The 12,423-nt window shown below is 41.7% G+C and carries 13 protein-coding genes; 4 read left to right on the top strand and 9 right to left on the bottom strand.

The window, feature by feature from the left end:
* Positions 1 to 37: 37 nt before the first annotated feature.
* The gene (locus N8O43_RS07675; RefSeq protein ID WP_261090023.1) at positions 38 to 340 is read right to left on the bottom strand and encodes a hypothetical protein; all 303 of its coding nucleotides are present in this window, start codon (positions 338 to 340) and stop codon (positions 38 to 40) included.
* Between the two features lie 161 nt (positions 341 to 501).
* Between N8O43_RS07675 and N8O43_RS07670 the strand changes: the two genes are divergently transcribed.
* A complete protein-coding gene (locus N8O43_RS07670; RefSeq protein ID WP_000079152.1) occupies positions 502 to 954 on the top strand; it encodes a universal stress protein in 453 nt (150 codons plus the stop codon).
* Between the two features lie 34 nt (positions 955 to 988).
* On the opposite strand, the gene N8O43_RS07665 is transcribed toward N8O43_RS07670, so the two are convergent.
* On the bottom strand, positions 989 to 2,377 hold the full coding sequence (locus N8O43_RS07665) for a Cof-type HAD-IIB family hydrolase (protein ID WP_261090024.1): 1,389 nt from the start codon (positions 2,375 to 2,377) through the stop codon (positions 989 to 991).
* A 65-nt stretch (positions 2,378 to 2,442) separates the two neighbouring features.
* Here N8O43_RS07665 and N8O43_RS07660 point away from each other — a divergent pair, with 65 nt between their 5' ends.
* On the top strand, positions 2,443 to 3,405 hold the full coding sequence (locus tag N8O43_RS07660; protein ID WP_261090025.1) for an asparaginase: 963 nt from the start codon (positions 2,443 to 2,445) through the stop codon (positions 3,403 to 3,405).
* 52 nt (positions 3,406 to 3,457) lie between these two features.
* Here the strand turns inward: N8O43_RS07660 and ccpA are convergent, their stop codons facing one another.
* Positions 3,458 to 4,468 carry a catabolite control protein A gene (gene ccpA, locus N8O43_RS07655; protein ID WP_020900851.1) on the bottom strand — a complete coding sequence of 337 codons (1,011 nt, stop codon included), beginning with the start codon at positions 4,466 to 4,468 and terminating at the stop codon, positions 3,458 to 3,460.
* A gap of 238 nt (positions 4,469 to 4,706) precedes the next feature.
* Here ccpA and N8O43_RS07650 point away from each other — a divergent pair, with 238 nt between their 5' ends.
* Positions 4,707 to 5,024 (top strand): DUF960 domain-containing protein, encoded by a 318-nt coding sequence (locus tag N8O43_RS07650; RefSeq protein ID WP_261090026.1) that lies wholly within the window; start codon positions 4,707 to 4,709, stop codon positions 5,022 to 5,024.
* A gap of 45 nt (positions 5,025 to 5,069) precedes the next feature.
* Here N8O43_RS07650 and folK read toward each other — a convergent pair whose 3' ends face one another.
* The 6 genes from folK to N8O43_RS07620 form a co-directional block, all read right to left on the bottom strand.
* Positions 5,070 to 5,882 carry a 2-amino-4-hydroxy-6-hydroxymethyldihydropteridine diphosphokinase gene (gene folK / locus N8O43_RS07645; protein WP_261090027.1) on the bottom strand — a complete coding sequence of 271 codons (813 nt, stop codon included), beginning with the start codon at positions 5,880 to 5,882 and terminating at the stop codon, positions 5,070 to 5,072.
* Positions 5,883 to 6,040: 158 nt separating this feature from the next.
* A complete protein-coding gene (gene folE / locus N8O43_RS07640) occupies positions 6,041 to 6,595 on the bottom strand; it encodes a GTP cyclohydrolase I FolE (protein WP_000380913.1) in 555 nt (184 codons plus the stop codon).
* Entirely contained in the window at positions 6,576 to 7,898 is a 1,323-nt protein-coding gene (locus tag N8O43_RS07635) for a bifunctional folylpolyglutamate synthase/dihydrofolate synthase (protein ID WP_261090029.1), read from the bottom strand. The genes folE and N8O43_RS07635 overlap by 20 nt, the downstream gene beginning before the upstream one ends.
* 1 nt (position 7,899) lies before the next feature.
* Positions 7,900 to 8,877, bottom strand: a complete 978-nt coding sequence (gene folP / locus N8O43_RS07630) for a dihydropteroate synthase (protein ID WP_261090031.1) — start codon at positions 8,875 to 8,877, stop codon at positions 7,900 to 7,902.
* Between the two features lie 93 nt (positions 8,878 to 8,970).
* A complete protein-coding gene (locus N8O43_RS07625) occupies positions 8,971 to 9,678 on the bottom strand; it encodes a CPBP family intramembrane glutamic endopeptidase (protein WP_247953468.1) in 708 nt (235 codons plus the stop codon).
* Between the two features lie 104 nt (positions 9,679 to 9,782).
* The gene (locus N8O43_RS07620) at positions 9,783 to 11,201 is read right to left on the bottom strand and encodes an NCS2 family permease (protein ID WP_261090033.1); all 1,419 of its coding nucleotides are present in this window, start codon (positions 11,199 to 11,201) and stop codon (positions 9,783 to 9,785) included.
* Positions 11,202 to 11,390: 189 nt separating this feature from the next.
* On the opposite strand from N8O43_RS07620, the gene N8O43_RS07615 reads away from it, so the two are divergent.
* Positions 11,391 to 12,203, top strand: coding sequence for a Cof-type HAD-IIB family hydrolase (locus N8O43_RS07615; RefSeq protein ID WP_261029581.1), 813 nt, complete (start codon positions 11,391 to 11,393; stop codon positions 12,201 to 12,203).
* Positions 12,204 to 12,423 lie beyond the last annotated feature (220 nt).

Below are 12,423 nucleotides of genomic sequence, written 5' to 3'. Positions count from 1 at the left end.
AGACAATGGTGATAGCAGGTGTTTTGCCAAAAAAACATCACATACCAAAAGATAAACCTAGAAAAAGCAAGCCTAAAAAGGAGTCATAGAGAAGATTGAACATGAGGAAAAGCCCCCATATCATCAAGTAATCCCAGCGCCCACTTCGTTTTGCAACTAGGAATAATATCAGATGGTAGAGTAGGTGAAAGACTAAAAAGCCAATAAAACCTGGATAGAGAAGAGGAATTAACTTCTCTAATTGCCAGATCATGATCACTTCTACCAAGACAGAGGCTAGGATGATTCCATAATAAAGGAAATTTGATTTTTTTGATTCTTGAAAAGAGTTTTTCATCATTCTCCCTCCCTTCACTTCTTTCCTGCTATCCTTTCTTTTATTTTATCATATATTTATATAGATTTAAAACGCTAACATTCTTTTGAAAAATACTTTTTTTGCTTTACTTCTATAGTGAAAAGGTTTACAATTATAGTAAGAAAATTTCAGGAGGTTTCATTATGGCACAACGTTACCAAAATATTATGGTCGCAATTGATGGTTCTAAGGAAGCGGACTTGGCTTTTGTCAAGGGAGTTCATTCTGCTCTACGAAACGACGCTAAACTCACCATCGCCCATGTCATTGACACACGCGCTCTCCAAAGCGTATCCACCTTTGATGCTGAAGTTTACGAAGAACTCCAAGTCGACGCTGAAAGTCTGATGAAAGAGTACGAAAAACGCGCTAAAGATGCCGGTGTGACAGATGTTCACATCGTCATTGAAATGGGAAATCCAAAGACTCTCTTGGCACGTACTATTCCAGATGCTGAGGAAGTGGACCTCATCCTCGTTGGCGCAACTGGTCTCAACGCCTTTGAACGCCTCTTGGTCGGATCTTCATCTGAATACATCCTCCGCCATGCTAAAGTTGATTTGCTGGTGGTGAGAGAACAAGAAAAAACTTTGTAATCACGAAGAAAAGGAGCCCCCAGCTCCTTTTTGTTTACGATTTATTTCTCTCTTTATGGCGTTCGTAAGCCTTGAGCTGACGCTGCAGTTCCTTTTTAATAGCAGGTTCTGGAGCATATTTTTCTTCCCAATCATCTGGTTTTAAGATTTTATGGGTCACTGGATCAAAATGAGCCTTGCCATCTGGGAAAATTTTCCCCATATTGGCCTGATGGACAATATCAAAAATACGTTCTGGGTCCACCCCCATCAAAACAAAACTACCATAGGTAAAGTAAAGCGTGTCAATCAAGGCATCCACTTGCCCTACCAAATCTTGCTGAGCAGGCGTCTTCTTAGCTACTTTATCTACCGCCTTATCAAGAGCTTGATGAAGTTGCGATACAGCTTGACCAAAGTCCTCTTCAGAAGGGCTGGCAGCTCGAACAAATTCCACCAATTCTTCTATTTTAAAGCTAGCCCTGTGGGTTGCACCTTCTAAATCCCAAGCTCGAGGTTCTTCTTGAGTTCGTTCATCCATCATGTGGTGGAAGGTCTTGACCTTATTGAAGTGATAGTCACGGCTGACAAAGACTTTTTCTGAGGCCAGAACACCAAAATGTTCCAGGGCCTTGTGGATTCCGTCTTGCTGATTGCTAGTGGTAATGTGCTTAGCAACTTCCTTAACACTGCTACTACCATTTCCCATAGCGACCGACATACCGACACCAGCCAGCATTTCAAGGTCATTATCTGAGTCACCAAAAGCCATGACTTGGTTGAGGTCAAAGCCATATTCTTTCCCGACTCGGCGTATGCCTTCCAATTTAGAGTTTCCTTGATTGATGACATCCGCAGCAAAAGGATTGCTACGTGTCAATTTCAAATCTTCAAAATCAGCTGCCGCCTTCTCAGATTCTTCTGGCGTCATCAGCATCAAGACTTGGTAGATAGGTTGATTCATCAGATCAAGCAAGTCTTCTTCCTTTTGGGGAACAACCTTGCTGACCATACGATTAAAGGAATGACTCACCGTCCGAGTTAAAACTGAGGGAACGAAGCGACTGATTCGTTGAGAAAAAGAACCCAGGCCAAAAGACATGATTTTAGAACCTAGCATAGCATCCTTGGTCCCTAGGGCAATCTCCTTGCCCTCTTTTTTAGCATAAGTAATTAACTGTCGCAAATGTAACTTGGAAATTGGGCTCGTGAACAAGACTCTGTCTTTAGTAAAGATATACTGGCCATTGTAGGTTACCGCAAAGTCCAAATCCAAATCGTCCATCAATTCCTTAACAAAAAAAGGTCCACGCCCCGTTGCTACGCCAACCAGCACCCCTTGTTCTTTGACAATCTTAATCGCGTCCTTAGTGGATTTCAAAACACTCTTGCGATCGTTAACCAAGGTTCCATCGATATCAAAAAAAACAGCTTTGACTTCCATCCTATCCCAATCTCCCCTTTTGTGATACAATGATTATACCACATTTCAGAAAGAGTGAGTAAATCATGCCTAAGAAAATCCTTGTTTTACATACTGGTGGAACTATTTCCATGCAGGCCGATGCTTCTGGTGCTGTTGTGACTAGTTCGGATAATCCTATGAACCATGTGTCCAATCCTCTCGAAGGAATCCAAGTCCACTCCCTAGACTTTTTTAACCTACCAAGCCCCCATATCAAACCCAAGCATATGCTGGCCCTCTACCAAAAAATCAAAGAGGAAGCAGATAATTACGATGGAGTGGTGATTACACATGGGACCGACACTTTAGAAGAAACAGCCTATTTCCTTGACACCATGGAAGTTCCCCACATGCCTATCATACTAACAGGAGCCATGCGCAGCTCCAATGAACTCGGTAGTGACGGTGTTTATAATTATCTGAGCGCTTTACGAGTGGCTAGCGATGACAGAGCTGCTGACAAAGGGGTTTTGGTCGTTATGAACGATGAAATCCACGCTGCCAAATATGTTACCAAAACACATACGACCAATGTCAGTACCTTCCAGACCCCAACACATGGCCCCCTTGGTCTGATTATGAAGCAGGAAATCCTCTACTTCAAAACAGCTGAGCCCCGTGTCCGCTTTGACCTTGATCACATACAAGGCTTAGTCCCTATCATCTCGGCTTATGCCGGTATGACAGATGAGCTGATTGATATGCTGGATTTGGAACAATTGGACGGTTTGATTATCCAAGCATTCGGAGCTGGTAATATTCCCAAAGAAACGGCTCAAAAATTAGAAAGCCTTCTGCAAAAAGGAATCCCAGTCGCTCTAGTATCACGATGCTTTAACGGTATTGCAGAACCTGTTTATGCCTACCAAGGTGGGGGCGTGCAGTTGCAAAAATCTGGTGTCTTTTTTGTTAAAGAACTCAACGCCCAAAAAGCCCGTTTGAAACTCCTCATCGCCCTCAATGCCGGACTAGAAGGACAGGCTTTGAAAGACTATATGGAAGGCTAACTCCTTCTCTAGAAAGCAAAATCAGGAAATCTTCACGATTCCCTGATTTTTTCTATTTACGTTTTCGTGTTGAACGACGTTCTGTCAAACCATGAGGTAAGAGAACTTCACGTTCTTCCAACTCTTCCTTATGCATAATCTTCGTCAACATACGCATACTAATAGCACCAAGGTCATAAAGAGGTTGGGCAATCGTTGTCAAGTTTGGACGGGTAAAGCGTGAGATTTGTGAATCATCACTCGTAATGATTTCAAATTCTTCTGGCACTGACACACCGTGGTCAGCCAAACCATTCAAGACACCTGCTGCCAATTCATCACCTGTTACAACTGCTGCAGTTGCATTCGATGAAATCAAGCGTTCTGCCAAGGCATAGCCATCTTCATAAGTGTATTTAGACTCAAATACCAATCCTTCGCTATAAGAAATTCCTGCTTTTTTCAAGGCTTCCTTGTAGCCAACCAAACGAACCTTACCATTGATGTCATCCACTAGCGGACCACTAACAAAAGCAATGCGTTCGTTCTCTTTAGCAAGGTAGGTTACTGCATCAATCGTTGCTTGTTTGTAGTCAATATTGACACTTGGAAGCTGATGTTCTACATCGACAGTTCCTGCAAGAACAACCGGTGTCCGAGAACGAGAAAACTCTGAACGAATTTTTTCAGTCAAGTGGTACCCCATAAAGATGATACCATCCACTTGCTTAGAAAACAGGGTATTGACAACTGAAACTTCCTTGTCATCATCCTCATCACTGTTAGCAAGGACGATATTGTACTTGTACATTTCAGCGATATCATCAATCCCTTTGGCAAGCGTTGAGAAATAACCATTAGTAATATTTGGAATCACAACACCGACAGTGGTTGTCTTCTTACTTGCAAGACCACGCGCCACTGCATTTGGACGGTAATCTAAACGGTCAATCACCTCAAGCACTTTTTTTCGAGTATTCTCTTTTACATTCTTATTGCCATTGACTACACGGCTAACCGTCGCCATTGAAACTCCGGCTTCACGGGCGACATCATAAATCGTTACTGTATCGTCTGTATTCATTCCATTTCCTTTCTATATCATACCTCACGAGACTCCAAAAAAGAGACGGTATGAAAATTTCGTTTTCATGATTCTACTTATTCCATTTTATCACTATTTGTAAACACTTTCAAGTATTTTTTGAAGATTGTTTGAAAAAAATTTCATAGAAAGTCTAAGTTTTAAAGAAAAAAATTACCTTTTCTTGATTTTTAATCCTAATTGCTGTATGATAAGGGAAAAGAAAGGGGGCATAGATATGGCTTTTACCAATACCCAGATGCGGTTGGCTAGTTTTGGCATTGTTACCAGCTTGCCTGATGATGTCATTGACTCTTTTTGGTATATCATCGACCATTTCTTAAAAAATGTCTTTGAATTGGAAGAAGAACTTGAGTTTCAATTGCTAAATAACCAAGGAAAAATTACCTTCCACTTCTCAAGTCAACACCTCCCTACAGCCATTGATTTTGATTTTAACCATCCATTCGACCCTCTTTATCCCCCCAGAGTCCTGGTTTTAGACATGGACGGAAGAGAGACTATCCTCCTCCCAGAAGAAAATGACCTATTTTAAAAACTCTAGCCTTCAGTTACAAGCGACTGAAAACTAGAGTTTTTTCTATTTTTTCAAAGCATCATACAAGTTGCGGATAGGTTGATTTAATGTCGGATGAATAAAATGAGGCGCAATTTCTTGTAGAGACTCAAGAACAAAAAGGCGTTCCGATATGTAAGGATGAGGCAAGATGAGATCGTCTGTATAAACGACCTGGTCTTCCACAAAGAGCAAGTCCAAATCAATCAAACGAGGTCCCCAATGCACTTCTCTCACCCGTCCCATCTCTGACTCAATGGCTAACAAGGTTTCTAACAAGACTGGTGCTGGTAGCCAGGTTTCCACCTCAACCACTTGATTAGCAAAGCTATCCTGCTCCACTCCACCCCAAGGCTCCGTCGCTAAGACACTGGACTCTTTAAGAATATGGATGCCACAAGCTCGCAGTTTGTCAATAGCTTGCTCCAAGTTCGCTTGCTTATCCCCCATATTACTTCCTAGAGCGATAAAGGCTCGTTGCTTGCGGCGATGAATGGTTACCGAGCAAGTATCTAGCGGCAAATGCACTGGCGCCCAAGGCTTTTTCAGTTCCAACTTAATTTCTTGGACAAGAGGATAGGTCTCAAAAGTACGTTCTACCAATTTGTAAGCTACCGTTTCAATCAAGTCCTCAGTGGTTTCCTGAAACCAAGTCGTCCACTGCTGACACAATTCTCCATAATGGACAGAGGTTGTTAAATCCAAGTCTGTAGCCGCTTTGGTCATATCATAGGATAGGATGGCTGAAACGACAAACTTCTGCCCCAATTCTTTCTCACTAGGAAAAAGACCATGATAGGCAAAAATTTCCAAATCTTTAATCTGCAGTTGATCCATAACTAGTCCTTTCTAGAAAAATCCGCCCAAAGCGGATTCTTTTTATACTCAATGAAAATCAAAGTGCAAACTAGGAAGCTAGGCGCAGTCAGCTCAAAACACTGTTTTGAGGTTGCATATGGAAGCTGACGTGGTTTGAATTTGATTTTCGAAGAGTATTATAGCCCCATTAAACGATAAGCTTGATCTCGGAGGTCCTTATCTGTTTCAAACAAACCACGAGCTACTGTCGTCAAGGTTGCAGTGCCTGGTTTTCTGACACCACGCATGCTCATACACATATGTTCCGCCTCAATAACAACAAAGGCTCCCTTAGCACCTAGATACTCCATCAAGGCATCGGCCACTTCGATATTCAATCGTTCTTGAATTTGTGGTTTTTTCGAATAAACTTCAACCGTACGAGCTAGCTTAGACAAACCTGCCACACGACCATCTGGAATGTAGGCAATATGCGCTTTCCCATAAAATGGCAAGAAGTGGTGCTCACACATAGTATGGAAAAAGATATCCTTTTCTACCACCATGTTATCATCGATAATCTCAAAGGATTTTGATAAATGTTCCTCCGCTGTTTGACCAAGACCTGAAAAAATCTCTTGGTACATACGGGCTACACGAGCAGGTGTTTCCTGCAAGCCCTCGCGGTTAGCGTCCTCTCCTACAGCCTCGATAATCATTTTTACAGCTGCTTCAATCTTTTGTGTATCCATTTTCATTCTTCCTCTCCATCAGATAGGCTCTCACTTGGCTCAAGAAATACAAGGAACCTGTGACAATCCTAACTGTTTGTTTCTCTTCTTTTTTATCTATCAATTTCTGCTCTAGAAAATCCTGCCAGCTTTGGTAGCTGAGATTTCTAGACTTGGCTGCCTCTTTCAGCACGCTTTCATCGGTTGCCCGACTATCGTCAAAATGTGTCAGGGTAAGCTCGGTATCTGGTATGCCCCCCAGCAAGTCCAACATATCCTCCAAGGCCTTGGTTTTGATGCAAGTAAAGAGGATTTCCTTATGATAATCTGCAAAGCGTTCTTGCAAGGTTGCTAATAAAGCCTTGATAGCGTGAGGATTGTGGGCTCCATCCAAAATCATCAAGGGGTCTCGAGACACAACCTCCAAACGCCCAGGCCAACTTGTTTCTTCCAAGGCTTGAGAAACCAAGATATTAGCTGGTAGTTCTCGCCCATCTTCTTGACAAAATGTATCAAGTAAAGCTATGGCCATCCCAGCATTCTCTATCTGGTGCAAACCAAGCAAACCTGTCTGGAAACGGCCTTGTCTGATAGAACTGGTATAATCAAAGATTTCCCCTGCCACCACACTCTCTTGATGACTAAATTGATAATCTTTCCCATAGGCGAGTCTCGGCGCATTTTTATCTTCTGCAATAGAGTCAATCACAGCTAGCGCTTCTGGAGCAATGCGGCCTGTTACCAAGGGAATCCCTTGTTTGATAATACCTGCCTTCTGCTCTGCTATGGCCTCCAAAGTGTCACCAAGTAGGGCTACATGGTCCAATCCAATAGTCGTAATTCCTGTCAAAATGGGCTGGCAGACATTGGTACTATCTAAAAGCCCACCCATGCCGACTTCCATGATAGCCACATCTACTTGCTCTGAGGCAAAGTAATCATAGGCTATAGCTGTAATTATTTCAAACTCAGTTGTCCCCTGCAAATTGGTAGCCGATTCCCCTTCAAGCAAAGTCTGATAGTCTGCCATAAGGGCTTCTAGTCTCGCTTCTGGGATAGATGCCCCATTGATGCTAATCTGGTCTGTATAATGAATGAGATAGGGCGAGCTAAACACGCCAACTCTCAGCCCTAGCTTTTCTAGCATCTTTTTCAAAAAAGCAATGGTCGAACCCTTGCCATTGGTCCCTCCGATATGGATGACCTTGAGTTTGAGATGGGGATTGCCACGCAAAGCTAATAGTTCCTCCATTCGTTCCAAGCCAAAATGCGGTTGATCCGTCCGATAGCTAGCAATCCACTGATTGTTTTCGATTTCTTTCATCTTATTTATATTGTTTTAAATCTAAATTTTCCGCTTCATCAGCCAGACGAATGGCGGAGGCAATTTCAACTGCCATCCTGTGACTAGCTACATCATGCACGCGCACCACGTCTACACCCTGTCTCGCAGCGATACTGGTTACATGAGCCGAAGCCGTATCTCGATTGCGGAAACCAAGTTCTGTCTCAGGATTGACTTCAAAACCATTTTCTTCAAGAATATTGATGACAAACCGCTTGCGCGACACTCCGAGAAAGATTGGATAGCCTTTCTGATGTAGTTTATCCAGATCCCGTAAAAGAAGCAGATTTTCTTTCTTGGTCAGACCAAAGCCAATTCCTGAATCCAGCAGGATGTTTTCTTGAGCAATCCCAGCTTCCTCTGCTCTCGCTAGTGCTCGTTCAAAAAAAGTCTCCATCAACTCTTCGATTGGCAATTTTTCAAAGTCAGCTAACTCTTCCTCTGTAAAAGCTTGTCCAAAACCAAAATGAGGAAAGATGAGCGAGCTAGGGTGCTGAGGTCGAACCATAACTGGATTAAACATGATGACTACTTTCGCTCCAGCCTTAGCAACCACATGAGCCATTTTCTCATCACCCATAAGACCAGTGATATCATTGACTAGATTGGCACCAGCAGCCAAAGCAGCCTCTGCCACCTGACTTTTCCAAGTATCGATAGAAATGAGGACATCACTTTCCTTGCGAATCGCTTTAATCACTGGAACAACACGCTGGATTTCTTCTTCTATCTCAACATAGCTGCTGCTCCCCGGCCGAGTCGATTCTCCGCCGATATCTAGCATACTAGCCCCTTCTGCTATCAATTTACGAGCCTGCTGGAGCGCCTGCTCAAGAGCAAAAAATTGACCACCATCCGAAAAGGAGTCTGGGGTTACATTGATAATTCCGCAAATAGCTGTCTTTGCATGATTGGCTTTACTTGACATATCGGTCACTCCCTCAAGGCTTTTCACCATATTATTTCTCTATTTTACCATAAAAAGAAAAAGATGGATACAATTGCATTCATCTTTTTCCCAGTAGAAACAAGTAAGCAATTGTCAAAAATCTTAAACAGAAATCCCTAATGTCCGACTCAAAATCACCACGAGAGCCAACAAACAGAAAACAACCCCATTAACAATCATGTGAAGTAAGATCGACATTTCCAAACGTTGGGTTTTATAAACTGTCCAAGTTAGCACAGTTGACATTCCTCCATAGATAAGAAGAGAAGGTAGATTTGTCGGTAAATGAAGCAAGGCAAAGATAATAGCACCGACTATATAACCCACATTTTCTTTACCACGAAAGAGTTTTTTAGGAATCACTCCTCGACATAAAATCTCCTCACAAATAGGAGCTATTAGAACCAGTAAGAAAAAACTGGAAATTAAGGAACTATTCTGGACCAAATCATTAATATTTGATTGATTGCTGGTTGTTGTTTCATTCATCAAACGCAGTAAGACCACACCAAGAATATTAAAGGCAAGAATCACTAGATAGCTTAAGGCCAATCTAGCCAAATCCTTAGCCTTGAAAAACGATAAACCAAAACTAGCCAACTGTGTTTTCCTAGCACCTATTATAAATACAGTTAAAACCACAAGAGATAAGGCCCCTACTAATAGTCCTGATTGCAACAATGGAAATCGTCTACTTGTTAGAAAATAGGACAAAGCCAAAGGAAGCTGAGAAAAAAGAAGGGCTACTAAAAAAATAATTACCCATTTGCCCCTGTTCACTATCTCTTTCCACATACTCTTCTCCTTCATGATTTTTCCTCCTTAGTCTTAATAAACATCATTGAATATATTTGCGAGCTAATCACAATCTCCTTTGTATTAAAAAAGGGGGAAAATCCCCCTGGGTTATCCTATTATAAGGCCATGCTGATGTAGTTAAGGATAAACAAGGCATCCAAAATCCAAATCATTACATGAACATCTTTAGCTTGACCTTTGACAAGCTTAGTCAAGGTGTAGGTCAAGAAACCAACTGCAATCCCTTGAGTGATAGAGTAGCTGAATCCCATAAAGATAGATGTGAAGAAGGCAGGAACCGCTTCAGCCATATCATCCCAATGGATATTTTTCAAGCTAGCCAACATCATAATCCCAACGATAATCAAGATTGGAGCTGTAGCAGCTGTTGGTACGATAGCTAGAAGTGGGCTAAAGAAGCTTGAAATTGCAAAACAGATTGCCACAACCAAGGCTGTCAAACCTGTACGTCCACCTGCACCAATACCAGCAGCAGACTCAACATAAGTCGTTACGTTTGAAGTACCGGCGATGGCACCAATTGAAGTACCAATCAAGTCTGAATAAAGAGCCTTGTCCAACTTAGCTGATTGGTGATTTTCACCATTTGTAGCTACGATACCAACTTTTTCACCAGTACCGATCAAGGTACCAATTGTGTCAAAAATATCTGTCAACGAGAAGGCAAGAATTGCCATAAGAGTTTCAGGTAAGCGAGCTGTATCTGAAATCAAAGCTACCAAACCTTCTGAACCAAGAGCTGCACCAAAGACTGTCTTCAAGTCTTCAAAGGCTGCACCAACATGGTTGTTAGCAAAATCGATACTAGACAAATCTACCAAACCAACTGCGATAGCAAGAACAGTTGTTGTCAAGATAGAGAGAATAATTCCCCCTTTAATTCCTTTGATAACAAAGAAGATAGTAATGGCCAGTCCTGCAAGAGCCACCAAAACAGCTGGATTATTAAAGTTGACCAATCCTGGAACTGCTGAAGAGTTTGCTGCAATCGTTGCTTGAGCTTTGTCAGCCCCTTCTCCTACAACAGTATAGTTGCCTGGATCAATCGTAAATTTCAAAAGCCCAGCATTCTTAATCCCTACATAGGCAAGGAAGACACCGATACCAGCTGAAATAGCTGAACGAAGGGCGTTTGGAATCGATTCAATGATCATTTTACGAACATTTGTCAAGGTAATAATCAATGAGATGACACCACAGATGAAGACCATAGCTAGGGCTTCTTGCCAAGAATAACCAAGTCCAAATACGACTGTAAATGTAAAGAAGGCGTTAAGACCCATACCTGGCGCTTGAGCATAAGGTAAGTTAGCATAGAAGGCCATCATCAAGGTACCCGCTACTGCACCAATGATCGTCGCTAGGAAGACACCTTGAGCAGGCATTCCTGTTTGCGAAAGAATTTGTGGGTTTACAAAGAGAATATAACTCATTGCAAAGAAAGTTGTTAAACCAGCGAGAACCTCTGTACGAACGTCTGTACCGTTCTCTTTTAGTTTAAATAATTTGTCCATTATTAATCTCCTTTTAATTTTTACGAACAATAATAGAATTATACCATTTATCATTCACTTTTTCAATATCTTTGTTTGATTTATTTAAGAAATTAATCCAATTTCATTTTTTGTTTGGAATCTGCTTTTCCGCCTGCTTTTTGTTATAATAGTAGACATCTTATCTGAAAAGACACTAGAAAGGTCCCTATGACGAAAAAAATTATTGCAGTTGACCTGGATGGAACCCTTCTCAACTCGGACAGTCAGATTTCTGACTTTACCAAAGAAACTATTAAAAAAGTTGCTGAAAAAGGCCATCAGGTTATTATTACGACAGGTCGCCCTTACCGTATGTCAAAAGATTTTTACCGTGAACTAGGCTTAAACACTCCTATGATTAATTTCAACGGCTCCCTTACTCATTTACCAGACCAAGTTTGGGATTTTGAAAAGTGTTTGACGGTAGACAAAAAATATCTTTTAGACATGGTTCAACGTTCAGAGGACATTCAAGCCGATTTTATCGCTGGAGAATATCGTAAAAAATTCTACATTACAAATCCTAATGAAGAAATTGCCAATCCCAAACTATTTGGTGTAGAATCTTTCCATCCTGAAGATCAATTTCAGCCAGAGTTAGTAACCAAGGATCCTAACTGTATTCTTTTACAGACCAGAGTCAGTGACAAATATGCCTTGGCAAAAGAAATGAACGCCTTCTACCAGCATCAACTGTCTATCAATACCTGGGGAGGTCCGCTCAATATCCTTGAGTGTACCCCAAAAGGTGTCAACAAGGCCTTTGCTTTGGACTACTTGCTCAAGGTAATGAACCGTGACAAAAAGGATTTGATTGCCTTTGGAGATGAGCACAATGATACCGAAATGCTCGCTTTTGCTGGGAAGGGCTATGCCATGAAAAATGCCAATCCAGAGCTACTCCCTTATGCCGATGAGCAAATTTCCTTGACCAATGACCAAGACGGAGTTGCAAAAACCCTGCAAGACTTATTCTTATAGTCCATACTGACCAGCTTGCGAGCTGGTCTTTGTGCTCTTTTCACAGTCTCATCAACCAGTTAATCGATTGTTCTATTTTTTGCCTCCAAAACCTTGGAAAAGGCTTTCTTTTGTGATATACTTCACATATAAATACAAGAGAGCTCGTCATACTCGACTCTGTTGACACAAAATCAATCCAGTCCTGTTTCTCCTGCTCTCAGTTAATATCAAGGAGGAT

Source organism: Streptococcus mitis (assembly GCF_946190335.1).
GTDB classification, from domain to species: domain Bacteria; phylum Bacillota; class Bacilli; order Lactobacillales; family Streptococcaceae; genus Streptococcus; species Streptococcus mitis_CH.
Note: the sequence above shows the minus strand (reverse complement) of the source record. Positions and strands in the feature narration are given on the sequence as shown.

Excerpts from the sequence above, each read along its gene's own strand:
- N8O43_RS07675 (WP_261090023.1), bottom strand. The coding sequence starts at position 340 with ATGATGAAAAACTCTTTTCAAGAATCAAAAAAATCAAATTTCCTTTAT.
- N8O43_RS07670 (WP_000079152.1), top strand. The coding sequence starts at position 502 with ATGGCACAACGTTACCAAAATATTATGGTCGCAATTGATGGTTCTAAG.
- N8O43_RS07665 (WP_261090024.1), bottom strand. The coding sequence starts at position 2,377 with ATGGAAGTCAAAGCTGTTTTTTTTGATATCGATGGAACCTTGGTTAAC.
- N8O43_RS07660 (WP_261090025.1), top strand. The coding sequence starts at position 2,443 with ATGCCTAAGAAAATCCTTGTTTTACATACTGGTGGAACTATTTCCATG.
- ccpA (WP_020900851.1), bottom strand. The coding sequence starts at position 4,468 with ATGAATACAGACGATACAGTAACGATTTATGATGTCGCCCGTGAAGCC.
- N8O43_RS07650 (WP_261090026.1), top strand. The coding sequence starts at position 4,707 with ATGGCTTTTACCAATACCCAGATGCGGTTGGCTAGTTTTGGCATTGTT.
- folK (WP_261090027.1), bottom strand. The coding sequence starts at position 5,882 with ATGGATCAACTGCAGATTAAAGATTTGGAAATTTTTGCCTATCATGGT.
- folE (WP_000380913.1), bottom strand. The coding sequence starts at position 6,595 with ATGGATACACAAAAGATTGAAGCAGCTGTAAAAATGATTATCGAGGCT.
- N8O43_RS07635 (WP_261090029.1), bottom strand. The coding sequence starts at position 7,898 with ATGAAAGAAATCGAAAACAATCAGTGGATTGCTAGCTATCGGACGGAT.
- folP (WP_261090031.1), bottom strand. The coding sequence starts at position 8,877 with ATGGTGAAAAGCCTTGAGGGAGTGACCGATATGTCAAGTAAAGCCAAT.
- N8O43_RS07625 (WP_247953468.1), bottom strand. The coding sequence starts at position 9,678 with ATGAAGGAGAAGAGTATGTGGAAAGAGATAGTGAACAGGGGCAAATGG.
- N8O43_RS07620 (WP_261090033.1), bottom strand. The coding sequence starts at position 11,201 with ATGGACAAATTATTTAAACTAAAAGAGAACGGTACAGACGTTCGTACA.
- N8O43_RS07615 (WP_261029581.1), top strand. The coding sequence starts at position 11,391 with ATGACGAAAAAAATTATTGCAGTTGACCTGGATGGAACCCTTCTCAAC.